This window comes from Roseixanthobacter liquoris (assembly GCF_043195135.2).
In the GTDB taxonomy this organism is placed as follows: domain Bacteria; phylum Pseudomonadota; class Alphaproteobacteria; order Rhizobiales; family Xanthobacteraceae; genus NCEH01.
Genome location: NZ_CM195537.1, coordinates 4,225,534 through 4,251,911 on the forward strand (window position 1 = coordinate 4,225,534; position 26,378 = coordinate 4,251,911).

Sequence of the window (26,378 nt, forward strand, 5' to 3'; positions counted from 1 at the left end):
CGAGGAAAAAGGAGCGTTCATGCTTGTCCCCCACGAAATCGCCGGTCGTCACGCACGTAGCCGAGGTATTCCCCCGGGGTGGTGGGCGGCGACACAGGACGGCGCGCCCATTTTCGGCCCCTATGCCAGCCGCGAGACGGCCCTGGCGGGCATCGCCAAGCGCGGGGAAAACCAGCCCACCGGCCGGCCGGGAGAAGATCCCGTTCCCCGGCCGGAATGAAGCGCGCCCATCCGCGCACAGAGGCTTGCGGGGGGCGACCGCGCTATCGGCGCGGCGCCTTGCTCGGCGTTTCCATCTCGCCCTGGTCCGTCAAGGTCGGAAATTCGCCCTGGTTCTCCAGGGCGATGGTGGCGTCCTCCGCCTGCGCTTCAGCCTCCCGCACCGGCCTCGTCGTGGCGAGATAATTCTCCTCCTGCGCCACCAGTTCGCTGGCCATGTCCCAATGAACGGCCTCGCGACCTTCCGGACGCCCCTCGTCAAGCCAGATCTGATAGGCTTTCTGGCGAATCTTTTCCTGCTCTTTGTCCATGCGCGCGACCTCCTTGGGGGCTCGGCATCAGAACTTGCGGGCGCTCCTCCGTGTTCCCGACATCAGCGCGACGGAACAAAACGTTGATAATCGCCATATCTACTGCAACGCTTGTCTTTATATCGTTCAAATTGCTTGGTTAAAGCTTATGAATTCTCGCGATTTTGGAACAACTCGCGCGTCGCGGGGTTTATGGGGTCAGCGGGCGCAGGGGCGCCCAGCCACAAATCCCACCAGCGAGGACCGCACCATGGGCTTCTTCTCCAAAGACATTCAGACCATGGATGACCTGTTCGTCCACACCCTGCGCGACATCTATTATGCTGAGAAGCGCATCCTCAAGGCGCTGCCCGAGATGATCGACAAGGCCCGCGATCCCCAGCTCAAGGCCGCCTTCCAGGCGCATCTGACGGAGACCGAGGGCCATGTGAAGCGCGTGGAGGAAGTGTTCTCCATGCATGGCGCGACGGCCAAGACCGTCACCTGCCCGGCGATCGACGGCATCATCAAGGAAGCCGACGAGATCGCCGGCGAAGTGGCGGACGAGGAAGTGCTCGATGCCGCGCTCGCCGCCGCCGCGCAGGCGGTGGAGCATTACGAAATCACCCGCTACGGCACGCTCATCGCCTGGGCGAAGCGCCTCGGCCGCGCCGATTGCGCCGCCGTGCTCCAGCGCAATCTCGACGAGGAGAAGGCGGCCGACAAGAAGCTGACTTCCATCGCCGAGACCAAGCTCAACATCCGCGCCGCGGAATAGCATCGCGATCCGGTGCCGGCGGCTCTCCCGCCGGCACCGGCAATCACTAGCGCCGTGCCGATCCGCGTATTCGGCGACAGTTTCGCCCGACCCGGGCGGCACGGCCGCGTTCAGGCCAGAAAGGCGCGCAGCTCGTCGAGGGTCTCGTGCGGGCATTCCTCCTGGGGCGTGTGCCCGCAGGGCAGCGCGCGGCCGCGCACGTCGTCCGCCTTCTCGCGCCAGGTCTCCAGCACGTCATAGAGCGCGCCCACCGTGCCGAGGCCGCCCCACAAAGCGAGCAGCGGCGCGGCGACCCGCTTCTCCGCGTCCGCGGCGTCGTGGTCGAGGTCGATGGTGGCGGCGGCGCGATAATCCTCGCAGATGGCGTGGATGGTCGCCGGCGTGTAGCAGCGCAGGTATTCGGCGAAAGCCGCCGGCTCCGTGGAGCCGGAAATCTTGATCTGCCCGAAGATATGCTCGTTCAGGAAGAATTCGGGATCGTTGCCGATCATGCGCTCCGGCAGGGGAAAGCGCTGGATCAGGAAGAACCACCAGAAATAGCGCGTGGCAAAGGCCTTGTCGGTGCGCGCATACATGGTGGCGGTGGGGGCGATGTCGAACAGGGCGAGGCGCGCGACGGCCTGCGGGAAATCCAGCGCCATGCGGTGCGCCACCCGCGCGCCGCGATCATGCGCCACCAGGGCGAAGCGATCAAAGCCGAGGCGGCGCATGAGCGCGACCTGGTCCTTCGCCATCTCGCGCTTGGAATAGGCGATGTGCTTTTCCCCACCATCCGGCTTGGAACTGTCGCCATAGCCGCGCAAATCGGCGGCGATGACGGTATGGGTGCGCGCCAGATCCGGGGCGATCTTGCGCCAGGTGACATGGGTCTGGGGATGGCCGTGCAGCAGCAGCAGCGGCGGGCCGTTCCCCGCCTTGGCGATGCGCAGCGTGATGCCGCCGCCCACATCCACGTCCAGCAACTCGAACCCCGCCATGAGGGGCGCGGGGCCGCGGGCAACGATGTCGGCGGTCTCGATCAGGCCAGCCATGGATTCCCCTTGAGATAGGCGGTTTCGAACGCGGCGATGTCGTCGCGCGCCTGCAAGGTGGTGCCGATGGCATCGAGCCCGCGCACCAGCGCGTCCTTGCGCGTCGGCTCGATCTCGAAGCGCAGCGAAAGCCCGCTGGCGGAGATGGTCTGGTTCGGCAGGTCGATGACAATGCGGCAAGTTTCCGGGTCGCTCGCGCGCGCCGAGAGCGCGGCCACCTCCGCCGGTGGCAGGGTGATCGCCAGCAGGCCGTTGCGGGCGCAATTGTCGAAGAAGATGCCCGCGAACGAGGTGCCGATCAGCGCCCGGATGCCGTTCTGCGAGAGGCCCCACACCGCATGCTCGCGGCTCGACCCGCAGCCGAAATTCTCGCCCACCACCAGAAACGCCGCCGCCCGCCAGGGATCGCGATTGAGCACGAAATCCGGGCGCGGGGCGCCGTCGGGCCCATGGCGCAGCGCGGCGAAGGTGCCTTCCCTCAGACCGGAGCGGTCGACACCCTTCAGATATTGCTTGGGCATGATCACGTCGGTATCGACATTGGCCGCCGGCAGCGGCGCGGCGATGCCTTCGAGCGTCGTGAAAGGCTGCATCATTCGGCTCCGAGATAGGGACGCGGATCGCAGATGCGGCCCGCGAGCGCGGCGGCCGCCACCATGGCCGGGCTCATGAGATGGGTGCGCCCACCCGCGCCCTGGCGCCCCTCGAAATTGCGGTTGGTGCTGGAGGCGCAGCGTTCCCCCGCGCCCAGCACGTCGTCGTTCATGGCGAGGCACATGGAGCAGCCGGACTGGCGCCATTCGAAGCCGGCATCGGCGAAGATGCGGTCGAGCCCCTCGTCCTCCGCCTGCCGCTTCACCGCGCTCGATCCCGGCACCACCATGGCCCGTACGCCGGGCGCGACCGTGCGGCCGCGCACCACGGACGCCGCGTCGCGCAGATCCTCGATGCGGGCATTGGTGCACGAGCCGATGAAGGCGCGCTGGATGGCGATCTCCTCCAGCGCCGTGCCGGGGGAAAGGCCCATATAAGCGAGCGCCCGCTCCATGTCGCGCCGCCGGTCGGGATCGGCCTCGCCCGCCGGGTCGGGCACCTGCCCGCCGATGGGCGCGGCCTGGTCCGGGCTGGTGCCCCAGGTCACCATGGGGGCGATGGCGGCGGCATCTATGCGCACCTCGCGGTCGAACACCGCATCGGCATCGCTCGAAAGTTCCCGCCAGCGGGAAACCGCCATGTCCCACAGCTCGCCCTTCGGCGCGCGCGGACGATCCTTCAAATAGGCGAAGACGGTCTCGTCGGGCGCGATTAGGGCGCCGCGCGCGCCGCATTCCACCGCCATGTTGCAGAGGGTCATGCGGCCTTCCATGCTGAGCGCGGCAATGGCATCGCCGGCAAATTCCACCGCGGACCCCGTGGCGCCCGAGGCGCCGATGTCGCGGATCAGCGCCATCACGATGTCTTTTGCCCGCACGCCCGGCCCGAGGCGGCCGGACACCGTCACGCGCAGGGATTTCAGGCGCTGGTACACCAGGGTCTGGGTGGCGAGATAATGCTCGATGTCGGAGGTGCCGATGCCGAAGCCGAGCGTGCCGAACGCGCCATAAGTGGTGGTGTGGCTGTCGCCGGCGGCGATCACCAGGCCCGGCAGAACGAGGCCGATCTCGGGCATCACCACATGCTCGATCCCCTGCTGGGGGTGCAGCACGTCGAACAATTCGATGCCGAAGTCCCGGCAATTCTCGGCGAAATAGACCGCCTGGCGCTGCGCATCCGCGTCCGGCATCCGCGCGGTGCGGGCGCTGGCGGTGGAATTCACATGGTCCACCGTGCCGAGCGCCGCCTTGGGGCGCCACAGCGGGCGGTTCGCCTCGCGCAGGCCGGTGAAGGCCTGGGGGCTGGTGTATTCGTTGAGCACCGTGCGGTCGATATAGAGCAGCACTTGCCGCCCGTCGGCATCGAGGCGGCGCACGGTGTGGGAATCCACCAGCTTGTCATAGAGGGTTCTGGCCAAGGTGCGCTCTCTGCTCGTCCGGCTTCGGCGGCGATCCTGCACCGGATCGCCGCCAAGGGGTGATGCAAGCTGCGCATGAATGCGTGCGCAAACCGGCATGCAAGGCCCTGCGTGGGTGGCCCGCGCTACACCAGCATCTGCATGTCGCCGTCGATGGCGATCGCCTGGCCGGAGATGGTCGCGCCGAGCGGAGAGGCGAGGAACACCGCCATGTTCGCGAGATGCTGCGGCGGGATCAGGCATTTCAGCGAGGTGGCGGACAGCGCCATGGCCTGCACCTCGGCCATGGAGAGATTGCGCTCGCGCGCCTTGTTCTCGAACACCGAGCGGATGCGCGGGCCATCCACCGAGCCGGGCAGTATCGCATTGGCGCGAATGCCGAATTCGCCCAGCTCCATGGCGAGCGACTTGATGAAGCCGATCACCCCCCATTTCGCCGCCGCATAGGGCGAGCGCAGGGGAAAGCCGAACCGCCCGGCGGCCGAGGACAGGCCGATGATGGAGGCGTTCTTGCTCGCCTTCAGCGCCGGCACGGCGAGGCGGGTCACGTTGAAATGGCCGGTGATGTCGACGGCCAGCGTGCGATCCCAGTCGGCGGGGTCGATCTGGTCCACCCGGCCCGTGGGGCCGGCGATGCCGGCATTGTTCACCAGCACGTCGAGCCCGCCGAGGCGCGCCAGGGCGGCATCCATGAACACCTGCACGCCGGCGCGGTCGGAGACGTCGCAGAAGCTGCCGGCGAGGTCGGGATCGCTCTGCGGAAGAGCGGCGAGCGCGGCCGCGTCCACGTCGCACACTTCCACCCGCGCGCCCTCGCGGGCGAAGGCGCGGGCGATCTCCAGGCCGATGCCTCCGGCCCCGGCCGTCACAATGGTGCGCAGGCCGGCAATTCCCATGTCCATGGCGTCTCTCCCTCGGCGTTTCGCCGTTCTTGATTGGGCCCGCGCGCCGCCGGTTCAGTCCGGCAGGATGCCGCGCGAGAGGATGAAGTCTCCGGCGCTCCAGATGTCGGCCAGCAGCGCCTCGCGCGCCGCCGTGCCGTCGCGCCGGCGCATGGCCTCGACCAGGGCGGCGTGGTGGATATGCGCCTCGCCCTCGCGCACGCGCTCCGGCCCGGCCTGGAAATCGAGGTTTAGCACCGGGCCGATCTGCAGCCACAGGCTCTCGATCATGGTGAACAAGGTGGGCAGGCGGGCGGCGCGATAGAGCGCGAAATGCAGATCCTTGTTGAAATGCATGGCGGCGGCGCCGTCGGGTCGGGGCTTGTCGCGTTCGGCGGCGAACGCGCGCTCACAGCGGAAGATCTCGTCCAGGTCCGCATCGTCCGCATTCGCCGCCGCAGTCTCGGCCGCGAGCCCCTCCAGGCTGGAACGGATGAGGCGCAATTCCTCGAACCGCGCCCGCGACATGAGCGGCACGCGCACGGCCCGGTTGGGCAGCACCTCCAGCGCATTCTCGGCGGCGAGGCGCGAGACCGCCTCGCGCACCGGCATGGCGCTGGTGCCGATGGCGCCCGCGAGCCCGCGCAGCGTGAAGCGCTCGCCCGGCGCGGCGCGCCCCGCCAGCAGCAATTCCTTGAGGTCGCGATAGACCGTGTCGGCCAGCGTGACGCGCACGATGCGACCCATGCGGGTGCCGAGCGTCTCGTCTGGTGCCGGAGCGGTAGGATCGGCGGGGAGAGGCTTGTGTTCCATCACCATCGTCTGCTAAGTGTGATCACAGATAACAGATTGCCGCGCCAATCGGCAACACTTCCGTCGTCGGATGCAAGGAGGACCCGCCCGCCCGGCGTCAACCTCCTGCGGTTCCCGGCGCGGAGCCACAGGGAAGAAACAACGCCATGACCGAAAAGCCCCATCCCGCCACGATTCTGTCTGCGCCTCTCCCCCGCCGCCGGGTCCTCCAGGGCCTCGGGGCCGCCGCCCTCGTGGGCGGCGTCGGCATGCCCGCCATCGTCAAGGCGCAGGCCGACACCATCACCTTCGGCCATCTCACCCCCCTCACCGGCTTTCTCGGCCCGCTCGGCGCCTATGGGCAGATGGGCGTGCAGCTTGCGGTCGAAGAGATCAACGGCGCCGGCGGCGTGAACGGCCGCAAGATCAATCTGATCATGGAAGACAGCGTCAATCCCGCCACCGCCTCCTCCAAGGCCGAGCGCTATATCGAGCGCGACAAGGCGGCGGTGATCATCGGCGAGATTTCCTCCGCCTCCTGCCTCGCCATCGCCCAGGTGGCCGCGCGCAACAAGATCGTGTTCGTCAACACCGGCGGCAATTCGGACGCCCTGCGCGGCAAGGACTGCAATCGCTACATGTTCCATGTGGAAGGCGCCAACACCCAATATGTGAAGGCGGTGGGCGCGGCCATGCTCCGCGACGGCCTGATCAAGGGCAAAAAGCTGTTCTTCCTCACCGCCGACTATGCCTTCGGCCACGACCTGTCGCGCGTCGCCAAGATCTATATCGCGGCCAATGGCGGCGAGGTGATCGCCGACGAGCTGGTGCCCACCGACGCCTCGGATTTCTCGGCCTATATGCTGAAGATCCGCCAGATGAAGCCGGACGTGGTCATCTCCAATCTCGCGGGCAACCAGATCACCAATTTCATCAAGCAATATGCCGAGTTCGGCCTGCCCTTCCCGTTCGGCGGCTTCGGCTTCGACACCGCCGTGGCCTGGGGCGCCGGCAAGGGCAATTTCGGCGGCGTCTGGCCCTGCATCTGGCACCATGACGTGGATGCGGCTTCCTCCAAGGCGTTCGTCGCGGCGTTCGTGAAGAAGTTCGGCAAGCCGCCGGAAAACCAGGCCTGGGGCGATTACGTCGCCACCAAGACGGTCGCCCGCGCCATGAACGAGACCAAGAGCACCGACAGCGCGCAGATCATCTCCTTCTTCGAGAAGGAGCCCAAGCTCGACATCCTGAAGGGCCGCGAGGGCTATTACCGGGCGTGGGATCATCAGCTGATCCAGGAGATGTACACCATCACCGCCAAGCCGGTGGCCCAGGTGAAGGACCAGTGGGACCTGATGGTGCTCGGCAAGGCGGTGCCGGCGGCAAACGACGCGCTCGACGTGATCGCGCCGACGCCGGCGGAGAATGCCTGCTCGTTCCCGGTCTGAGGCGGGCCCTGCCCCCTCCCCAGCCCTCCCCCGCAAGCGGGAGAGGGAGCCCCTTTCGGGAGACCGGAGAAAAGCTCCGTCCCGAGCCCACCAATCCCCTCTCCCGCTTGCGGGGGAGGGTTAGGGAGGGGGAAGGCGGGGGAGGGAGCTTCTCGCTTCGGCCGAATACATCGCCCTCAGGACGAAGATCGCCATGCCCCTCGAACTCGTCTTCCTCATCGAGCAATTGCTCAACGGCCTTCTGGTGGGCGTCGCCTATCTGCTGATCGCGCTCGGCCTGTCGCTGATCTTCTCGCTCGGCGGCATCGTGAACCTCGCCCATGGCGGCTTCTATGCCATCGGCGCCTATATCGCGGTGGAGGTGGGCAATCGCTTCGGCTTTCCCGCCGCCTTCGTGGCCGCGCCGCTCTCGGTGGCGCTGATCGGCGTGGTGATCGAGCGGGTGCTGTTCTCGCGCTTCTACCGGGCCGATCCCATCCTCTCCCTGCTGCTCACCTTCGGCCTCGCCATGGTGATCGAGCAGGCGCTGCGGATGATCTTCGGCGCGACGCCGATCCCCTTCGCCATCCCGCAATTCCTGCGCGGGCAGGTGTTCATCGGCGATTTCATCTATTCGCGCTATCGCCTCGCCATCCTGCTGGTGGCCATGGCCGCGGTGCTCGGCCTGTGGCTGCTGCTCCAGCGCACCGCCTTCGGCCGGGTGGTGCGGGCCGGGGTGCAGAACCCGGACATGGTGGGCGCGCTCGGCATCTCGCTCAAACCCTATCTGACCGCCGTCGCCGCCATCGGCATCGGCCTTGCCGGGCTCGCGGGCGTGATGCTGGCGCCGATCTCCGGCGTGCATCCGGCCATGGGGGCGGAAATCCTCACCGCCGCGTTCGTGGTGGTGGTCATCGGCGGCCTCGGCTCGTTCTGGGGCGTGGTGGCGGCGGGATTGCTGGTGGGCGTGGTGCGGGGACTGACCGTCTATTTCCTGCCGCCGGCCGCCGAGGCCTCCATGTACATGCTGATGCTGTTCGTGCTGCTGGTCCGCCCGCGCGGATTGTTCGGCGAACGCATCCTGCGCTTCGAGTGAGGCGCCGCCGATGCACCCGCCCGTCAGCCGCCGCGAAACCCTCATCCCGGCCACCGCCGGACCTGCGAAAGGGAGCGCGATGCTCGCCCGGAACGCCAATATCCTGATCGCCGCGGCGGGCCTGCTCCTCCTGCCCTCGCTCGTCACGGCGCTCGGCCTGACGCTCACCTCCGCCACCGACATCGCGGTGCTGGCGCTCGCCTGCATGGCGTTGAACCTGCTGGTGGGCTACACTGGGCTCGTCTCGTTCGGCCACGGCGCATGGTTCGGCCTCGGCGCCTATGCCGCGGCGCTGCTCCAGCGCCATCTGCTTCCCGACTGGGGCATGATCCTGGTGGTGCCGGCGGCGCTTCTGGTGACGCTCGCCGCCATCCCCATCGGCTTCGTGGTGCTGCGCCGGCGGGGCGTCTATTTCTCGCTGCTCACCCTCGCCTTCACCGCTCTGCTCTACACGGTCGCCTTCCGCTGGACCGACCTGACCGGCGGCGAGAACGGGCTCGGCGGCGTGAAGCGCGGCACCGCCTTCGGGCTCGATCTGGAACGGGCGTGGGTGTTCTACACGGTGGTGGCGGTGGTCACGCTGGTCGCCGTCTACGGCCTCCAGCGGTTCGTGCGCTCGCCCATGGGCGCGGTGCTGGTGGCGATCCGCGAGAACGAGCAGCGGGCGCGCTTCATCGGCTATGACACGACGCTCTACAAGGTCGCCTGCTTCGTGCTCTCGGCCGGGCTCACAGCGCTCGCCGGCGCGCTGATGGTGTTCCACCATCGCTTCGCCTCCGCCGACCCGGTGAGCATCGCCTTTTCCGGCGAATTGCTGGCCATGGTGGTGATCGGCGGCATGCGCTCGTTCCTCGGGCCGGCGCTGGGCGCGCTGTTCTTCGTTCTCTTCCGCGAATTTCTGTCCATGTGGACGCCCAACTGGCTGTTCTATTTCGGACTGCTGTTCGTCGCCTTCATCGTGTTCTCGCCCACCGGGCTCGTCGGGGTCGCCGGCCGCCTGCTGGCGCCGGTGCTGAAGAAGCGCGAGCAGGGCTCGGCCATGGGCGCGCGCGCCGGCGCCGAGCTGCGCCCTTTGCCCGCATCCCTGCGCAGCCAGCCGCGCTGGAGCGGCGCCGGGGCGCTGCTGGAGGCGAAGGACCTCGCCCGCGCCTTCGGCGGCATCAAGGCGGTGCGCTCCGGCGCGGTGGCGGTGAAGGACCGCACGCTGCATGCCCTGATCGGCCCCAACGGCGCCGGCAAGACCACCGCCTTCAACCTGATCTCCGGCATGTTCCGCCCGGATTCCGGCGAAATCCGCCTCGCCGGCGAGCGCATCGACGGGCTGCCGCCCCACAAGGTGTGCGGCAAGGGGCTGGCGCGCTCGTTCCAGATCACCAATCTGTTTCCCACCCTCTCGGTGCATGAGAATTTGCGCCTCGGCGTGCAGGCGACCCACAAGCGCCGGTTCGATCCCTGGACCGATATCGCCGACATCGACGACATCCATCACGAGACCGGCGAGATGGTGGCCTTCCTCGGCGTCGCCGGCATGGAGACCGCGGAGGCGGGCGCCCTCTCCTATGGCGGGCAGCGGCTGCTGGACATGGGGCTGGCGCTCACCTCGCGGCCGCGCGTGCTGCTGCTGGACGAGCCTCTGGCCGGCCTTGCCGCCGCCGAGCGCACGCGGGTTTCCAACCTCATCAAGCAGATTTCCGGCGAGGTGCCGGTGCTGCTGGTGGAACACGACATCGACCGGGTGTTCGAGCTCGCCGACGCGGTGACCGTCATGGCCGACGGCGCGGTGCTGGTGGACGGCACGGTGGAGGATGCGCGCTCCGACAAGCGCGTGCAGGACGTCTATATCGGCTCCGGCGCGGCGGCGCTCGCGGCCCGGGACCTCGCCTCGGCGGCAACCGACACCGTCATGCTGGCGCTGTCGAAGGTGGATGCCTTCTACGGCAAAAGCCGCATCCTCACCGACGTGACCCTGGCGGCGCGCGAGGGCGAGATCGTCGCCTTGCTGGGCCGCAACGGCGCCGGCAAGTCCACCTTGCTCAAGACCATCGTCGGCATCGTGAAGCCCGCCTCCGGCTCGGTCCGACTCGCGGGCGAGGAGCTCGCCGGCCTCTCGTCCGCCGCCATCGCGCGACACGGGGTCGGCTATGTGCCCCAGGGCCGGGCGCTGTTCCACGGCATGAGCGTGCGCCACAATCTGGAGCTGGGCCGGCTGAAGCGCATCACTGGCGCGGGGCGCCACTTCTCGGAAGACGAGGTGCTCGACCTGTTCCCGCGCCTGAAGGTGCGCCTGGATACGGCCGCCGACCTGCTCTCCGGCGGCGAGCAGCAGATGGTGGCGGTCGCCCGCGCGCTCATGGGCGATACCCGCGTGCTGCTGCTGGACGAGCCGTTCGAGGGGCTCTCTCCGGCGGTGACGGAGGAATTGTTCGACGCCTTCGACCGGCTGCGCCACCAGCTCACCTTGGTCATCGTGGACCACCATCTCGACGTGGTGCTGAATCTCGCCGACCGCGCGGTGGTGCTGGAACGCGGGCAGGTGATGCACGAGGGCCCCGCCCGTCCGCTGGCGCGCGACCTCGACCTGCGGCGCAAGGTGCTGTGGCTGTGAGGGATGTCGGCGCATGTCCCCGCCAAGTGGAACGCCGCAGGCGCGGAACGCGCGCCGGGACACGAACACCCATGCAGGAGACCCCACCCGCGTCCCGGCCAAGTGGAACGCCGCAGGCGTGGAACGCGAGCCGGGACCCAGCGCAAAAATCCGCCGCAGGCGCTTCAATCTCAGGCGCGCAAGGGCGTGGGCCGGCTGCGCCGTCTTTTCCCCTGGGTCCCGGCTCGGCGCTCCGGCAAGGCCGTCGCTGGGCCGGGACACGAACACCCATGCAGGAGACCCCACCCGCGTCCCGGCCAAGCGGAACGCCGCAGGCGTGGAACGCAGAGCCGGGACCCAGTGCAAAAAACCGCCGCAGGCGCTTCCATCGCACAAGCGCGAAGCGCGTGCGCCGGCTACGCCGTCTTTCCCCTGGGTCCCGGCTCGGCGCTCCGGCGCGCCGTCGCTGGGCCGGGACACGAGCACACATGCGGGAGAGACCCCACCCGCATCCCGGCCAAGTGGAACGCCGCAGGCGTGGAACACGAGCCGGGATCCAGCGCAAAAACCCGCCGCAGGCGCTTCAATCGCACAGGCGCGCAGCGCGTGCGCCGGCTGCGCCGTCTTTTCCCCTGGGTCCCGGCTCGGCGCTCCGGCAAGGCCGTCGCTGGGCCGGGACACGAACACGCATGCCGGAGAGACCCCACCCGCATCCCGGCCAAGTGGAACGCCCCAGGCGTGGAACGCAGAGCCGGAACCCAGCGCAAAAACCCGCCGCAGGCGCTTCAATCGCAGGCGCGCAAGGGCATGCGCCGGCTGCGCCGTCTTTTCCCCTGGGTCCCGGCTCGGCGCTCCGGCAAGGCCGTCGCTGGGCCGGGACACGAACACGCATGCGGGAGAGACCCCACCCGCATCCCCGCCAAGTGGAACGCCGCAGGCGTGGAACGCAGAGCCGGGACCCAGCGCAAAAACCCGCCGCAGGCGCTTCAACCCCCGAAAGCGCACAAGGGCATGCGCCGGCTGCGCCGTCTTTTCCCTGGGTCCCGGCTCGGCGCTCCGGCAAAGCCGTCGCTGGGCCGGGACACGAATATGCATGCCAGAGAGAGCCCACCCGCATCCCAGCCAAGTGGAACGCCGCAGGCGTGGAACGCAGAGCCGGGACCCAGCGCAAAAAACCGCCGCAGGCGCTTCAATCTCAGGCGCGCAGCGCATGCGCCGGCTGCGCCGCCTTTTCCCCTGGGTCCCGGCTCGGCGCTCCGGCGCGCCGTCGCTGGGCCGGGACACGAACACCCATGCAGGAGACCCCACCCGCATCCCGGCCAAGTGGAACGCCGCAGGCGTGGAACGCAGAGCCGGGACCCAGCGCAAAAATCCGCCGCAGGCGCTTCAACCCCGAAAGCCCGCAGCGCGTGCGCCGGCTGCGCCGTCTTTTCCCCCGGGTCCCGGCTCGGCGCTCCGGCAAGGCCGTCGCTGGGCCGGGACACGAACACCCATGCAGGAGACCCCACCCGCGTCCCAGCCAAGTGGAGCGCCGCAGGCGTGGAACGCGAGCCGGGACCCAGCGCAAAAAACCGCCTCAGGCGCTTCAATCGCACAAGCGCGCAAGGGCATGCGCCGGCTGCGCCGTCTTTTTCCTGGGTCCCGGTTCGGCGCTCCGGCGCGCCGTCGCTGGGCTGGGACAAGGGAAACCGGACTGCTCCCCCTCTTCAAGCGTCATGATCTGAAAGGCCATCCATGACCAAGATCGCCATCATCGGCTCCGGCTTCATCGGCCGCGCCTGGGCCATCACTTTCGCCCGCGCCGGGTTCGACGTGGCGCTCGCCGACCAGGCGCAGGGCGCCCCCGAGGCGGCGCTCGGCTATATTGACGGCGTGCTGCCGTCGCTTGCCGAAAACGGCCTGCTGAACGGCGAGACTCCCGCCGGCGTGCGCGCGCGCCTCTCCGCCGCGCCCTCCTATGCGGCGGCGCTGGATGGGGCGGTGCATGTGCAGGAGAACGCGCCCGAAGCGCTGGAGGTGAAGCGCGCCCTGTTCGCAGAACTGGACCGCCTTGCCGCGCCCGACACGGTGCTCGCCTCCTCCACCTCGGCGCTCCTCCCGTCGGCCTTCTCTGAGGACCTGAAGGGCCGCGCGCGGGTGTGCGTGTGTCATCCCATCAACCCGCCCTATCTGATCCCGGCGGTGGAAGTGGTGCCCGCGCCCTGGACCAGCGCGGAGACCATGACCCGCGCCGCCGATCTCATGCGCGCGGCCGGGCAAGCCCCCATCGTCATGAAGACCGAGCTGGACGGCTTCGTCATGAACCGCATGCAGGGCGCCCTGCTGGAGGAGGCGTTCCGCCTCGTCGCCGAGGGCTATGCCAGCGTGGAAGACATCGACGTCGGCATCCGCGAGGGGCTGGCGCTGCGCTGGTCCTTCATGGGGCCGTTCGAGACCATTGACCTCAACGCGCCGGGCGGCGTCGCCGATTACGCGGCGCGCTACCAGCAGATCTACGAGCGCATCTCGCCGAGCCAATGGCACCGGGTGGATTGGAACGGGCCGGTGATGGAACAGGTGCTTGCCGAGCGGCGCGCGCGCCTGCCGCAAGACCAGCTCGCCGAGCGGCAGGTGTGGCGCGACCGCCGGTTGATGGCGCTCGCCGCCCACAAGCGCAAGGCCGCCACAGATATCGGCGCGTGACGCGCGGCGACCAGATTTCTTTCAGGAAAGGCTGAATTCCATGGCTGAAACCGAGACCCCCGCGAAGGCAGGCTCCGGACCGCGCAAGGTGGTGATCACCTGCGCCGTCACCGGCGCGATCCACACGCCCACCATGTCGCCCCATCTGCCGATCACGCCGGACGAGATCGTCGCCGACGCGCTGGCCGCCGCGGAAGCGGGCGCCGCGATCCTGCACCTGCATGCGCGCAATCCCGAGACCGGCCAGCCGGACCAGACGCCGGAAGCCTTCGGCCGGTTCCTGCCGCGCATCAAGCAGGCGACCAATGCGGTGATCAACATCACCTCCGGCGGCAGCCCCTATATGAAGGTGGAGGAACGGGTTCTGCCCGCCGCCACCTTCAAGCCGGAAGTCGCCTCACTGAACATGGGCTCGATGAACTTCGGCCTGTTCCATTTGCTCGACAAGTATAAGGAATTCAAGTTCGACTGGGAGCGCACGCATCTGGAAAACACGCGCGACCTCGTGTTCCGCAATACCTTCAAGGATATCGAATATATCCTCCAGACCTGCTACGACAACGGCACCCGGTTCGAGTTCGAATGCTACGACATCGGGCATCTCTACAATCTCGCCCATTTCCTCGACCGGGGTCTCGTGAAGCCGCCTTTGTTCGTGCAGTCCGTGTTCGGGCTTCTCGGCGGCATCGGCCCGCACCCGGAAGACGTCATGCACATGAAGCGCACCTGCGACCGGCTGTTCGGCGATCAATATCGCTGGTCGGTGCTGGGCGCGGGGCGCCACCAATTGCCGATCGCCGGCATGGCCGCCTCCATGGGCGGCAACGTGCGGGTGGGGCTTGAGGATTCGCTCTGGGCCGGGCGCGGGAAGCTCGCCACCTCCAATGCCGACCAGGTGAAGCTGGCGCGCAAGATCATCGAGGGCCTGGGCCTGGAGATCGCCACCCCGGACGAAGCGCGGCAGATCCTGCAACTGAAGGGCGCCGACAAGACCAATATCTGAGGAGCGGCAGGGGAACGGCGGCGCGCGCCGTTCCCCTGCCTGGCCGGCACGGCGCCTGAGGTCTCCTGCCGCTGGAAGCCGGAGGCGCCGAGGCCCCCGGGGCCGCATGTCATTCGACGGGTCACGTCATTCGAAGAGTTCAGCGTGCGTCCCTGCGCGGACGAAGTTGATCTGATTTTCGTCAGCCTGATAAATCAGAAGGAAATCGCCGCCGATATGGCATTCGCGGTGATCGGACCATTCGCCTTTCAAAGCATGATCGAACCATTCCGGGCCTAACGGCGCCTCGTGCGCGATCAACAGCAGCATGGCTTCTTTCAGGCGCGGCATGTCATAGCGGCCGGAGCGAGAAAGGCGGTCCCAGTCCTTTTCAAATTGCTTGGTGTAATCCGACGATCGCGGACGCTTCGCCCTCTTCTTGTCAGCGGGCTTTTTTGTCGAGGGCATCGATCATATCCTGCCCCTTGCGAAAGCGCGCCTGCCGCGCCGCCATCATGGCGCGGGATTCGGCCATGGCGGCCTGGGTTTCGGCGTTCGGCATCTTCAACTCCAGAGGCAATGCCTTGTCGCGCGCGACGCGCGTCAAGGTGAGCCGGATCGCATCCGAGAGGGTGAGCCCGAAATAGCCGAGGACGGCCTCGGCCTCCTCCTTCACCTGCTCGTCGATCCGGGCGCGGACAAACGCGGTTGTCGCCATGATATGTCTCCAGTCCGGTCCCTTATGTAGCTCAATTGAGCAACAAAAACAAGAAAGGCCGATGCCTGAGCCGGTGAAGCACAACGCGTGAGGGGGCCCAGGTCCAAATAACCATCCCGATAGAGGGCGCGCGCCCGCCCCATCCTCCCAAACCCGTTCCCGCGCGGCAGCTTGACAGGCTTGCGGCAAAACATGATATATCATGCATACTAAAAAGAAGGTCGCCCGTCGGGAACGACCGTGCATCTGGGAGGAAGAATGCTCACCTTGTCATCATCCAAGGCCTGGGGCTTTGCCGCCGCCCTGCTCGCCGGCGCCGCCTTCGCGCCCGCCGCCGGCAACGCCCAGGCGCCGGCATCGAAGCCGGCCGAGGTCACCATCGGCTTCGTCCTGCCGCTCTCCGGCGGCTCGGCCACCATCGGCAACCAGACCAAGATGGGCGCGCAGGTCGCGGCCGACCAGATCAACGAAGCCGGCGGCATCGCCTCCATGGGCGGCGCAAAGCTGAAGCTGATCTTCGCCGACAGCCAGTCCAAGCCCGACATCGGCGCCTCCGAGACCGAGCGGCTGATCCAGCGCGAGAACGTCTCGCTGCTCGTCGGCGCCTATAACAGCGCCGTCACCTTCCCCGCCTCCGAAGTCGCCGAGCGCTACAAGACGCCCTGGATCGTGACCGGCGCGGTGAAGGACGAAATCACCGAGCGCGGCTTCAAATACGTGTTCCGGCCCAACAACAAGGCCACCTACGACGCGCGCGAGCAGCTCGACGCCATCGACCTCCTCAAGAAGGAGAGCGGACAGGGCCCGAAGACCATCGGCCTGTTCTACGAAGGCTCGGACTGGGGCCGCTCGCATGTGGCCAACATCAAGAAGTTCGCCAAGGAGCGCGGCTACGAAGTCACGCTCGACGAGAGCTTCCCGCCGAACCAGGTGGACTTCACCGCGCAGCTGCTGAAGATCCGCGCCTCCAAGCCCGACGCGCTGATCATCGTGGCCTATACGCCGGATCACATCCTGTTCACGCGCCAGTATTTCGAGAACAAGATCAATATTCCCTACGGCATCCACTCGGTCGGCGGCGGTTCGGAAGATCCGTCCTATTATAAGGCCGTGCCGCAGAAGGCCGTGGACTATCTGTTCGTGCAGGAAGACTGGCAGATCGACCGCCTGAAGACCGACAAGGACCCGAAGGTGCTTGACGCCAACGCCCGCTTCAAGACGCTGGCCGGCTACGACATCAATTCCTACGGCGCCCAGGGCGTGTCCAACATGTACATCATCAAGGATGTGCTGGAGCGCGCCGCCTCGGCCGACCGCGAGAAGATCCGCGATGCGCTGGCCGCCACCGACATTTCGTCCGGCATGCCGCTGATCGTGGGCTACCAGCGCATCAAGTTCGACGATCAGGGGCAGAACACCTTCGCCCACGGCGTCATCTCCGAGAATATCGGCGGCGAGCGCCTGACGGTGTGGCCGCTGGAGAACCGCGCCGCCACCACCAAGCCGGTGTGGCCCGTGCCGGACTGGTCCAAGCGCTGACCCCCGCCTGACCGGCGGGGCCGCAAGGTCCCGCCCGTCTTTTTGAAGAATGAGCTGAGGCGCCGGGGCGCATGCGCGTCCCGGACCAGCAACGGCAAAGCCGGTGCGCCGAGCCGGGACCCAGGGAAAAACCTGCGCCGCAGGCCATAAGCGCCGCGCGCCTCCTTTGAGTTTCCCTCGGAAGCTCCCTTGGAAGCTCCTTTGGGAGTGAGACGCCTTCGGCGGAGGTGTTGCGCTGGATCCCGGCTCGCAGTCCCCGCCGGCCGGTGCCGGCGCTCCCCTTGGCCGGGAAACGCACGCCCCCGGCCTTCGCCCCACCGCATCGCCCCCTTTCGCCCACCAGATGACCTTACGGGAGTATCGTGCATGGATCTGTTGACCCTCTCGTTCGCGGTCATCAACGGGCTATTGATCGGCGGCATCTACGGCGGGGTGGCGCTGGGCCTGAGCCTGATCTTCGGCGTGATGCGGGTGATCAATTTCGCCCATGGCTCGTTCCTGATGCTGGCCATGTATTGCTCCTACCTGCTGTGGGCGACGCTCGGCCTGCATCCTTATGTGAGCATCCTCGCCACCGTGCCGTTCCTGTTCGTGGTGGGCTATTTCGTGCAGGGCGTGGTGATCTCGCCCCTGTTCAAGCGCGAGCGCGCCCTGGTGGTGGAGCCCACCAGCGCGCTGCTGCTCACCGCCGGCGTCTATCTGGTGGTGGACAATATCGTGCTCATGGCGTTCGGGCCGGACGTGCGCTCGGTGGCGGTGGACATCACCTATGAATCGATCTTCGTCGGCGGCCTGCCCATCAATCTCGCCCGCCTCGTCGGGTTCCTGGCGGCGATCGTGGTGGCGGCGGCGCTGTCCTTCTGGCTGAAGCATTCGGAGATGGGCCGGGCGATCCGCGCCACGGCGCAGAACCGCGATGCCGCCTCGCTCTCCGGCATCAATGTGCAGCTGGTCTACAACGTCACCTTCGGCCTCGGCTGCGCGGTGCTCGGCCTGTTCGGCGCGCTGCTGGTGCCGTTCTTCTCGATCACCCCGAACATCGGCCTCTCGTTCGGCATCAAGTCGTTCCTGGTGGTGGTGCTGGGCGGCATCGGCTCGATCCCGGGCTCGATCCTCGGCGGGCTGCTGCTGGGCGTGTTCGAATCCGTCGCCTCGCAATTCGTCACGGCGACCTCGGCCGCGATCTTCTCGTTCGGCCTGTTCATCGCGATCCTGCTGCTGCGGCCGGCCGGCCTGATGGGCCGGGCCTGAGGTTTCCCATGCGCCACACCCTCACCCTCGTCCTCGGCCTGCCGCTGCTGGCCCTCGCCCTCGCGATCCCGCTGTTCGTGACCGACAGCTACATCCTGCATTCCATCGCGATGGTCCTGTTCTTCGCCTATATGGCTTCGTCCTGGAACTTCGTGTGCGGCTATGTGGGCCAGCTCTCGCTCGGCCATTCCGCCTTCGCCGGGGTGGCGGGCTATGTCACCGTGCTGCTGTTCACCCAGCTCGGCGTCACGCCATGGCTCGGCATGCTGGCGGGCGGGGCGTTCGCGGCGCTGCTCTCGGTGCCGGTGGGCTATGCCACGTTCCGCCTGAAGGGGCCCTATTTCACGCTGACCACCATCGCGTTCGCGGAAATCCTGCGCATCTGGCTGGAGAATACCGACGATTTCCTCGGCATTCCGCTGAAGGGCGCCCAGGGGCTGACCGTGCCGCCGGTGGGCGGCTCGAACTTCCTCGCCTTCCAGTTCGACGGCAAGGTCCCCTATTATTACATCATCCTCGCCATGCTGGTGGGCGTCATGGCGGTGACCGCGCTGATGGAGCGCTCGCGCCTCGGCTTCTATCTCAAAGCCGTCCGCGGCGACCGGGACGGGGCGGAGGCGCTCGGCGTCGATCCCACCCGCTACAGCCTGACCGCGCTCGCCATCAGCGCCTTTCTCACCGGGCTCGGCGGGGCCTATTACGCCCAGCTGTTCCGCTACATCAATCCGGAGCGGAACATGGGCATCGACCTCTCCATCGACATGGCGATCATGACCATCGTCGGCGGCCAGGGCACCATCCTCGGGCCGACGCTCGGGGCGCTGCTGCTGCATCCCATCGGCGAGATGGTGCGCGCCACCATCGGCGGCAGCTTCCTCGGCCTGCATCTCATCCTCTACGGCATCATGCTGATGCTGGCCGTGATCTATTTCCCGAAGGGCATCATCGTGCCGCTGCAACGCCTGCTGGACGGCCGCGCCCGCAAGAGCGCCGCGCGCAAGGCCGCGATGAAGACCGACGCGCTGGAGGGCAAGGGACAATGAGCGCGACCCAGAAAATCCTGGAGGTGAAGGGCATCTCCAAAAGGTTCGGCGGCGTGCAGGCCGTCTCCACCTTGTCCTTCCATTTGAACCAGGGCGAGATCCTCGGCCTGCTCGGGCCCAATGGCGCGGGCAAGACCACCGCCTTCAACATGATCGCCGGCGCCATCCGCTCGGATACCGGCGAGATCCTGTTCGAGGGGCGCAGCCTCGCCAATCTCAAGCCGTGGGACATCTGCCGGCTGGGCATCGCGCGCACCTTCCAGCTGTCCAAGCCGTTCGGCGGGCTCAGCGTGCTGGAGAACGTGATGGTCGGCAGCTTCGTGCGCACCGCCGCCGAGAACGAGGCCCGCGCGGAGGCGCAGAAGGTGGTGGACTTCCTCGACATGGGCGCAAAGGCCCATACGGATGCCGACGACCTCACCGCCTTCGACCGCCGCAAGCTGGAACTGGGCCGCGCCCTCGCCACCAAGCCGCGCCTGCTGCTGATGGACGAAGTGGTGGCCGGCGCCACCCCCAACGAGGCCGGCGAGATGGTGCATCTGGTGCGCAAGGTGCGCGACCTCGGCATCACCATCCTGATCGTGGAGCATGTGATGAAGGTCATCATGGGCCTGTCGGACCGGGTGATCGTGCTCGATTACGGCAAGCTGATCGCCGACGGCCCGCCCAAGGAGGTGGTGCGCCAGCCGGACGTCCTCAAAGCCTATTTCGGAGAGCGCTATGTCGACGCCCGCGCTTGAGGTTCGCGATCTGTGGTCCGGCTACGGCGACCAGGACGTGTTGCGCGGCATCAACCTGGTCCTTGAGCCGCGCACCATCGTCGCTTTGATCGGCGCCAACGGGGCCGGCAAGTCCACCTTGCTGCGCACCCTCTCCGGCCTGCTGCGGCCGCACCGGGGGGAAGCCAAGCTCCATGGCGAGAGCATCTTCTGCCTGCCGCCGCACAAGGTGGTGGAGCGCGGCTTCGTGCAGTCGCCGGAGGGCAAGCAATTGTTCCTCGGCATGTCGATCCGCGAGAACCTGCTGGTGGGCGCCCAGAACAAGCGCGCCCGCGCGCGCCGCGAGCAGACGCTGGAGGAAGTGTTCGAGCTGTTCCCGATCCTGCGCGAGCGCCAGGCGCTGAACGCCTCCACCCTCTCGGGCGGGCAGCAGCAGATGGTGGCGGTGGGCCGCGCGCTCATGGCCCTGCCGCGCGTGCTGGCGCTGGACGAACCCTCGCTCGGCCTTGCCCCCATCATGGTGGACCGCCTGTTCGAGAGCATCGCCAAGATCAAGGAACGCGACCTCACGATCCTCATCATCGAGCAGAACGTGTTCCAGGTATTGGAAATGGCCGATTACGGCTATGTGCTTGAGAATGGCGTGATGACGCTCAGCGGCACCGGGGCGGAACTGCTCGCGGACGACCATTTGCGCGCCAGCTATCTCGGCCTGTGACGGCCGCTACAGCATTTTCGAGCGACGTAGCCACCGCTTCGCGAAGAAAATGCGATAATGCAATAGGTTAGAGCATTTCATCGTTTGTGGGAAACGATGAGATGCTCCAGAAACAGACAACGGGACGGAGACCTTTCGTGAGCAGCACCAAGATCGCCATCGTCACCGGGGGCGGCACCGGCATCGGCCGCGCCGTCGCGGAACGTCTCGCTGAGGCCGGCTATACGCCGCTCGCCGTCGGCCGCGACAAAGACGCGGATTTCGCCCTCGACTTCGCCGAGCTGGACGTGACCGACGCTGCCGCCATCGCGGCGCTGGCGGCGCGCTATCCGCAAGTCTCGGCGGTGGTGAATTGCGCCGGCATGATCCTGCACGACATGAAGGAATTCGAGCCGGAGGGCTTCCGCCGGGTGCTCGACGTGAACCTGACCGGCTCGCACCTCGTCACCATGGCGTTTCGCGGGGCGCTCGCGGCGGCGGGCGGCAGCGTGGTGAACATCGCCTCCATGTGGAGCTATTTCGGCTCGGGCCGGAATCCGGCCTATGCCTCGTCCAAGGGCGCGGTGGTGCAGCTCACGCGCTCGCTGGCGGTGGCGCTGGCGCCGGAGAAGATCCGGGTCAACGCCGTGGCGCCGGGCTGGATCGAGACCCGCCTGTCGGCCGGCGCCTTGCAGAATCCCGAGCGCGCCCCGCTCATCATGGCGCGCATTCCCATGCAGCGCTGGGGGGCTCCGTCCGACGTGGCGGACGTGGTGAACTTCCTGCTCTCCCCGGCGGCGGGCTATGTGACCGGCGCGATCATCCCGGTGGACGGCGGCTACGGCATCGCCTGATTTTTCCGGGCGGGCCGGAGCACGCTCCCCCTCGGACCTGCCCCCTCCCCAGCCCTCCCCCGCACGCGGGAGAGGGAGCCTTGCTCTGGTTTGCAATCGTGTCCCGGCCAAGTGCAGCGCCTGCGGCGCGGAACGCATCCCGGCCAAGTGGAGCGCCCGCGGCGCGGAACGCGAGCCGGGACCCAGCGCAAGGACACCGCCGCAGGCGCTTCCGAAGAGGAGCATTCGGGAGAAAAAGCGCGCGGCGCGGTTTGGCTGCTGCGCAGGAGCCTTGCGCTGGGTCCCGGCTCCGCGCTCCGGCGGTGCCCTCGCTGGGCCGGGACGCGAGGGCGGGACGTCTGGGGCGGGACGCCTCGGGCGATCGCCGTGCGCCTGCCCCCTCCCCAGCCCTCCCCCGCACGCGGGAGAGGGAGCCTTGCCCTGGGGTGCAATCGTGTCCCGGCCAAGTGCAGCGCCCGCGGCGCGGAACGCGAGCCGGGACCCAGCGCAAGGACACCGCCGCAGGCGCTTCCAAAAAGGAGCATTCGGGAGAAAAAGCGCGCGGCGCGGTTTGGCTGCTGCGCAGGACCCTTGCGCTGGGTCCCGGCTCGGCGCTCCGGCGGTGCCGTCGCTGGGCCGGGACGCGAGGGCGGGACGTCTGGGGCGAGCGCCGTGCGCTCGCCTCCTCCCCAGCCCTCCCCCGCACGCGGGTGAGGGAGCCTTGCCCTGGGTTGCAATCGTGTCCCGGCCAAGTGCAGCGCCCGCGGCGCGGAACGCGAGCCGGGACCCAGCGCAAGGACACCGCCGCAGGCGCTTCCGAAGCGGAGCATTCGGGAAAAAAAGCGCGCGGCGCGGTTGGCTGCTGCGCAGGAGCCTTGCGCTGGATCCCGGCTCCGCGCTCCGGCGGTGCCGTCGCTGGGCCGGGACGCGAGGCCGGGACGCGAGGGCGGGACGTCTGGGGCGGGACGTCTGGGGCGGGACGTCTGGGGCGAGCGCCGTGCGCTCGCCTCCTCCCCAGCCCTCCCCCACACGCGGGAGAGGAGCCTTGCTTTGGGGGTGCAATCGTGTCCCGGCAAAGTGCAGCGCCTGCGGCGCGGAACGCGAGCCGGGACCCAGCGCAATGACACCGCCGCAGGCGCTTCCGAAGCGGAGCATCCGGGAAAAAAAGCGCGCGGCGCGGTTTGGCTGCTGCGCAGGAGCCTTGCGCTGGGGGTGGAATCGCATCCCGGCCAAGTGCAGCGCCCGCGGCGCGGAACGCGAGCCGGGACCCAGCGCTAGGACACCGCCGCAGGCGCTTCCGAAGCGGAGCATTCGGGAGAAAAAGCGCGCGGCGCGGTGTGACTGCTGCGCAGGCCCCTTGCGCTGGGTCCCGGCTCCGCGCTCCGGCGGTGCCGTCGCTGGGCCGGGACGCGAGGGCGAGGGGGAAAAGGGGAGGATTAGGGAGGGGGAAAAGGGCTTCGCCCGGGCAGAACCAAAGCGCCCGCCCTACCCCAGCCGCTGGGCGGCACCATCCTTTGCGGCCCCGTCCTTCGCGGCACCCTCCTTGGCGGCGCCATCCTTGGCGGGGATCGCGGCGCCGGGCTGCGCATCCACCCAGGCCACCAGCACGCGGCCCCATTCGATATCCGCCTGGATCGCCTCGCGCGCGGCCGCCGGATCGCGGGCCCGCAGGGCGGTCAGCACGTCGTAATGCTTGTGCTCCTTGCCGGCAATCTGGCGCGGCGGCATGGTGGAATGGAACACGCTGAGCAGCGGGCCCATGAGCGTCCACATGTTCTCGACGATGGATTCCACCCGCGGCAATTGCGCGATCTCCAGCAATGCGAAGTGGAAGTCGCGGTTCTTGATGCTGGCCTTCTTGGGATTGGTGGCCGCCGCCTCGATGAATTCGGCCTGGATCGCCTCAAGCTTGCGCAATTGCTTGTCGGTGATGAGCCGCGCCGCCCGCTCCGCCGCCACCCCTTCCAGCTGCACGCGGATGAGCTGGATTTCCTGAAGGCGCCCGCAATCCAGCAGCGGCACGTGGATGGCGGTTGCGGCCTTCATCTCCAGCGCCTGCTCGCTCACGAGGCGGAAGATCGCCTCGCGCACGGGGGTGATGCTGGTGCCGAGCTCGGCCGCCAGCGCCGAGATGCGCAGCCGCTCGCCGGGCTCGAACTGCCCGTCGATCAGGGCCCGCCGGATGCGGCCATAGACCCGCGCCGACAGATTCTCTTTCTCGACTTGTTGCAGCTCGGCCATGGGCTCCCGCGATTCCCTTCTTAAACCCCGAAAACATATATCATATTGCCGCCCGCAACGCCTGCGACGCGGTGCCCGCCCGCGCGTCCAGCGCGAGGATGGCGGCGACGATCTCGGCTTCCTCCAGCACGCGGGGGAAATGCCGTGCGTGGGGCGCGGTCAGGGTGAGGCGGGCGATGGTCTCCACCTCCTCGCGCGTCGGCCCGGCGCCGGAGAGCGCGACGAGGCTCACCGGCAGGCCGATGCGGCCGTAGAAGGCGATGAGATCGTCCATGAAGGCATCGTCCCGCCCTTCCAGGACGAGCTGCACAAGGCCGCCATAGGCCACCTGGAAGCCGTGGAGCGCATTGGCATATTTGGGCACGGCGGAGAGGCCGCGCGTCATGGAATGGGAGATGGAGAGGCCGCCGCTCTCGAACGCGAGGCCGCTCATCAGCACGGTGGCTTCCACCACGATGTCGAGCGCGTCGTCGGCGGTCTTGCGGTCCACGGCGGCAAGCGCGGCCTCGGCATGGGCGCGCAGCACCTCGTAGCAGCCGCGCGCCAGGATCAGCGCGCTTTCCACCGGCGCGCCGCCGTAGATGTTCCTGCCCTTGGCGCGCACGCAGCGCTCCACCTCGAACAGCTTCACCACCGCATCCCCGATGCCGGCCAGGAACAGATGGCGCGGCGCCTGGGCGATCACCTGGGTATCCACCACCACGAGGTCGGGATTGGCCGGCAGCTTCTCCACCGCGAGCAGGCGGTGATGGTCGTCATAGAGCACGTAATTGTGGCTGGTGGGCGCGTCGGTGGAGGCGATGGTGGGAATGGTCGCGACCTTCGCGCCGAGCCGGCCGGCGAGCGCCTTGCCGGCATCGATGCACTTGCCGCCGCCGGCCGCCGCCACCAGGCTCGGCAGCCGGGCGCCGCACGCCTCGACCAGGCGGTCCACTTCGGCAGGGGAGCTTTCGCCGCCGAAAACGATGCGCCGCAGGTCCACCCCGGCGGCGGCGCAGACATCGGCGATGCGCGCGCCGTGGGCGGCGTCGATGAAGGGATCGATCACCAGCACCGCATCCTGGGCGATGCGGGCGATTTCCGTGCCCAGATGATCGAGCGCGCCAGCGCCCTGAATATAGCGACGCGGCGCGCCGAAAACCTTCATCATTGCTTTTCCTCGACGACGCGTTGACCGCGCCAGATGTGATTTTGAAGGAATGCCAATGCCCTGCGGACGGCAATCGCTTTTGGATCAGAATATGATATATCGTGTATGTGCGCCCTGCAATTCGTCCGCGCGGAGAAACGGCATCTGCCCTGACGCCGCTTCGCCGTGGGCCGATCCCCTCTTCGGGCGCTGAGGCGTGCGGGTGCGCATCTGTGTTCCGTCTCCTTCAGGGAGAAGGTCGGCGGCGGCGCGGCGGTTTCGCGCCGCCGCGTTTTCAGCGCCGGGCGGCGGGCGTTTCCCCCCTCTCCCCGCGGGGAGAGGGTTTCGGCGAGGGGCACACCCCCGCCACCCGCCCGCGCTGCAAAAGCCAGCACCGCCCTGCACCCGGCCCAAGCGGATCTCCTTGCACAATGATATATCATATTTTATGACTAGCCGGGCGAAGCGCGAAAGCGCCGCTTCGCCGCATCAAGCCGCCCGAACCCTCGCACCGCGAAGGCGGCCGGAACATTGGGAGCCCACATGAGCGCGGCCGCAAGCCCATCCTCACCGCCCGACCATCGCGTGTCGAACTTCCGGCCCACCCCGGAAACCATCGCGCTGCTGCGGGATAAAGCGCGCTTCGTGCGCCTGGAGACCATCCGGCTGATCGAAGTGGCCAAGGTCGGCCATTACAGCTCGGTCTTCTCCGCCGCCGAGATCTTCGCGGCGCTCTATTACGACATCATGGACATCGAAAAGGGCAATCCGACCCGCCCGGATCGCGACCGCTTCCTGATGGGCAAGGGCCACGCCGCCGTCGGCCTGTTCCCGATCCTGGCCGAGTTCGGCTACATCGCGAAGGACGTGCTCGACAATTACACCCGCCTCGGCAACCCGCTCGGCGACCATCCCGACATGCGCAAGGTGCCGGGCATCGATTTCTCCTCCGGCTCCATCGGCCACGCGCTCTCCGCCGGCCTCGGCATGGCGCTGGGCGGGCGGATGCAGAAGCTTAACTTCAACGTGTTCGTCATGCTCGGCGACGGCGAGATGCAGGAAGGCCAAGTGTGGGAAGCCGCCCTTTCGGCCGCCCACCACAAGGCCTCCAAGCTGGTCGCCATCGTCGATCGCAACGGTTTCCAGCTCGACGGCGCCGTCGACGACGTCATGGGCATCGAGCCGCTCGACGAGAAATGGCGCGCCTTCGGCTGGGAGGTACACGTCGTGGACGGGCACGATCTCGACGCCCTCACCACCCTGCTGCGCCAGGTGAAGGCGGACGAAACCCGCACCAAGCCCTGCTGCATCATCGCCCGCACCGTGAAGGGCAAGGGCGTGTCCTACATGGAGACCGAGCCCGGCTGGCACCTCGGCTATCTCGACCCCTCCGACGCGAAGATCGCGGTCGAAGAAATCATGAACAGGGAAATCTGAA

The 26,378-nt window shown here is 67.9% G+C and carries 24 protein-coding genes; 14 read left to right on the forward strand and 10 right to left on the reverse strand.

The annotated features are described in order from the left end of the window. Window positions 1-19 precede the first annotated feature (19 nt). The gene (locus V5F84_RS19095; RefSeq protein WP_394041706.1) at window positions 20-220 is read left to right on the forward strand and encodes a hypothetical protein; all 201 of its coding nucleotides are present in this window, start codon (window positions 20-22) and stop codon (window positions 218-220) included. Between the two features lie 43 nt (window positions 221-263). Here the strand turns inward: V5F84_RS19095 and V5F84_RS19100 are convergent, their stop codons facing one another. Next, complete coding sequence (locus V5F84_RS19100; RefSeq protein ID WP_394041707.1) at window positions 264-530, reverse strand: DUF2934 domain-containing protein; 267 nt, start codon at window positions 528-530, stop codon at window positions 264-266. A 250-nt stretch (window positions 531-780) separates the two neighbouring features. Between V5F84_RS19100 and V5F84_RS19105 the strand changes: the two genes are divergently transcribed. Continuing rightward, window positions 781-1,287, forward strand: a complete 507-nt coding sequence (locus V5F84_RS19105) for a YciE/YciF ferroxidase family protein (RefSeq protein ID WP_394041709.1) — start codon at window positions 781-783, stop codon at window positions 1,285-1,287. A 110-nt stretch (window positions 1,288-1,397) separates the two neighbouring features. Here the strand turns inward: V5F84_RS19105 and V5F84_RS19110 are convergent, their stop codons facing one another. From V5F84_RS19110 to V5F84_RS19130, 5 genes are all read right to left on the reverse strand, one after another. After that, window positions 1,398-2,318 (reverse strand): alpha/beta fold hydrolase, encoded by a 921-nt coding sequence (locus V5F84_RS19110; protein ID WP_394041710.1) that lies wholly within the window; start codon window positions 2,316-2,318, stop codon window positions 1,398-1,400. Beyond that, window positions 2,306-2,914, reverse strand: coding sequence for a 3-isopropylmalate dehydratase small subunit (gene leuD / locus V5F84_RS19115; protein WP_509277126.1), 609 nt, complete (start codon window positions 2,912-2,914; stop codon window positions 2,306-2,308). Before leuD ends, V5F84_RS19110 begins: the two co-directional genes overlap by 13 nt. Continuing rightward, window positions 2,911-4,329, reverse strand: coding sequence for a 3-isopropylmalate dehydratase large subunit (gene leuC, locus V5F84_RS19120; RefSeq protein WP_394041712.1), 1,419 nt, complete (start codon window positions 4,327-4,329; stop codon window positions 2,911-2,913). Before leuC ends, leuD begins: the two co-directional genes overlap by 4 nt. 125 nt (window positions 4,330-4,454) lie before the next feature. Next, window positions 4,455-5,231, reverse strand: coding sequence for an SDR family oxidoreductase (locus V5F84_RS19125; protein WP_394041713.1), 777 nt, complete (start codon window positions 5,229-5,231; stop codon window positions 4,455-4,457). A gap of 54 nt (window positions 5,232-5,285) precedes the next feature. Further along, window positions 5,286-6,023 (reverse strand): GntR family transcriptional regulator, encoded by a 738-nt coding sequence (locus V5F84_RS19130; RefSeq protein WP_394041715.1) that lies wholly within the window; start codon window positions 6,021-6,023, stop codon window positions 5,286-5,288. A gap of 146 nt (window positions 6,024-6,169) precedes the next feature. Here V5F84_RS19130 and V5F84_RS19135 point away from each other — a divergent pair, with 146 nt between their 5' ends. The 5 genes from V5F84_RS19135 to kce all read left to right on the forward strand — a co-directional run bounded on the left by V5F84_RS19135 (window position 6,170) and on the right by kce (window position 14,791). Then, window positions 6,170-7,447 carry an ABC transporter substrate-binding protein gene (locus tag V5F84_RS19135; protein ID WP_394041716.1) on the forward strand — a complete coding sequence of 426 codons (1,278 nt, stop codon included), beginning with the start codon at window positions 6,170-6,172 and terminating at the stop codon, window positions 7,445-7,447. Between the two features lie 193 nt (window positions 7,448-7,640). After that, complete coding sequence (locus V5F84_RS19140; protein WP_394041717.1) at window positions 7,641-8,522, forward strand: branched-chain amino acid ABC transporter permease; 882 nt, start codon at window positions 7,641-7,643, stop codon at window positions 8,520-8,522. A gap of 79 nt (window positions 8,523-8,601) precedes the next feature. Then, window positions 8,602-11,127 (forward strand): branched-chain amino acid ABC transporter ATP-binding protein/permease, encoded by a 2,526-nt coding sequence (locus V5F84_RS19145; RefSeq protein WP_394041718.1) that lies wholly within the window; start codon window positions 8,602-8,604, stop codon window positions 11,125-11,127. A gap of 1,713 nt (window positions 11,128-12,840) precedes the next feature. Beyond that, window positions 12,841-13,788, forward strand: a complete 948-nt coding sequence (locus tag V5F84_RS19150; protein ID WP_394041719.1) for a 3-hydroxyacyl-CoA dehydrogenase — start codon at window positions 12,841-12,843, stop codon at window positions 13,786-13,788. A 40-nt stretch (window positions 13,789-13,828) separates the two neighbouring features. Continuing rightward, the gene (gene kce, locus V5F84_RS19155) at window positions 13,829-14,791 is read left to right on the forward strand and encodes a 3,5-dioxohexanoate:acetyl-CoA acetone transferase (RefSeq protein WP_394041720.1); all 963 of its coding nucleotides are present in this window, start codon (window positions 13,829-13,831) and stop codon (window positions 14,789-14,791) included. 126 nt (window positions 14,792-14,917) lie between these two features. Here the strand turns inward: kce and V5F84_RS19160 are convergent, their stop codons facing one another. Next, complete coding sequence (locus V5F84_RS19160) at window positions 14,918-15,238, reverse strand: type II toxin-antitoxin system YafQ family toxin (protein WP_394041722.1); 321 nt, start codon at window positions 15,236-15,238, stop codon at window positions 14,918-14,920. Continuing rightward, complete coding sequence (locus tag V5F84_RS19165) at window positions 15,213-15,488, reverse strand: type II toxin-antitoxin system RelB/DinJ family antitoxin (protein WP_394041723.1); 276 nt, start codon at window positions 15,486-15,488, stop codon at window positions 15,213-15,215. The genes V5F84_RS19160 and V5F84_RS19165 overlap by 26 nt, the downstream gene beginning before the upstream one ends. A 258-nt stretch (window positions 15,489-15,746) precedes the next feature. Here V5F84_RS19165 and V5F84_RS19170 point away from each other — a divergent pair, with 258 nt between their 5' ends. The 6 genes from V5F84_RS19170 to V5F84_RS19195 all read left to right on the forward strand — a co-directional run bounded on the left by V5F84_RS19170 (window position 15,747) and on the right by V5F84_RS19195 (window position 21,591). Continuing rightward, entirely contained in the window at window positions 15,747-17,027 is a 1,281-nt protein-coding gene (locus tag V5F84_RS19170; protein ID WP_394041724.1) for an ABC transporter substrate-binding protein, read from the forward strand. A gap of 366 nt (window positions 17,028-17,393) precedes the next feature. Then, a complete protein-coding gene (locus tag V5F84_RS19175) occupies window positions 17,394-18,278 on the forward strand; it encodes a branched-chain amino acid ABC transporter permease (RefSeq protein WP_394041725.1) in 885 nt (294 codons plus the stop codon). A gap of 8 nt (window positions 18,279-18,286) precedes the next feature. After that, entirely contained in the window at window positions 18,287-19,321 is a 1,035-nt protein-coding gene (locus V5F84_RS19180; RefSeq protein ID WP_394041726.1) for a branched-chain amino acid ABC transporter permease, read from the forward strand. Next, window positions 19,318-20,061: an ABC transporter ATP-binding protein gene (locus tag V5F84_RS19185; RefSeq protein WP_394041727.1), complete on the forward strand. Its 744-nt coding sequence runs from the start codon at window positions 19,318-19,320 to the stop codon at window positions 20,059-20,061. Before V5F84_RS19180 ends, V5F84_RS19185 begins: the two co-directional genes overlap by 4 nt. Then, the gene (locus V5F84_RS19190) at window positions 20,042-20,758 is read left to right on the forward strand and encodes an ABC transporter ATP-binding protein (RefSeq protein WP_394041729.1); all 717 of its coding nucleotides are present in this window, start codon (window positions 20,042-20,044) and stop codon (window positions 20,756-20,758) included. The genes V5F84_RS19185 and V5F84_RS19190 overlap by 20 nt, the downstream gene beginning before the upstream one ends. A 137-nt stretch (window positions 20,759-20,895) precedes the next feature. After that, on the forward strand, window positions 20,896-21,591 hold the full coding sequence (locus tag V5F84_RS19195) for an SDR family NAD(P)-dependent oxidoreductase (protein ID WP_394041730.1): 696 nt from the start codon (window positions 20,896-20,898) through the stop codon (window positions 21,589-21,591). A gap of 1,464 nt (window positions 21,592-23,055) precedes the next feature. On the opposite strand, the gene V5F84_RS19200 is transcribed toward V5F84_RS19195, so the two are convergent. Both V5F84_RS19200 and V5F84_RS19205 read right to left on the reverse strand, forming a co-directional pair. Next, entirely contained in the window at window positions 23,056-23,811 is a 756-nt protein-coding gene (locus V5F84_RS19200; RefSeq protein WP_394041731.1) for a GntR family transcriptional regulator, read from the reverse strand. Between the two features lie 40 nt (window positions 23,812-23,851). Further along, the gene (locus V5F84_RS19205; protein ID WP_394041732.1) at window positions 23,852-24,961 is read right to left on the reverse strand and encodes a glycerol dehydrogenase; all 1,110 of its coding nucleotides are present in this window, start codon (window positions 24,959-24,961) and stop codon (window positions 23,852-23,854) included. A 522-nt stretch (window positions 24,962-25,483) separates the two neighbouring features. On the opposite strand from V5F84_RS19205, the gene V5F84_RS19210 reads away from it, so the two are divergent. Then, a complete protein-coding gene (locus V5F84_RS19210; RefSeq protein ID WP_394041733.1) occupies window positions 25,484-26,377 on the forward strand; it encodes a transketolase in 894 nt (297 codons plus the stop codon). The last annotated feature ends 1 nt before the right edge of the window (window position 26,378 follow it).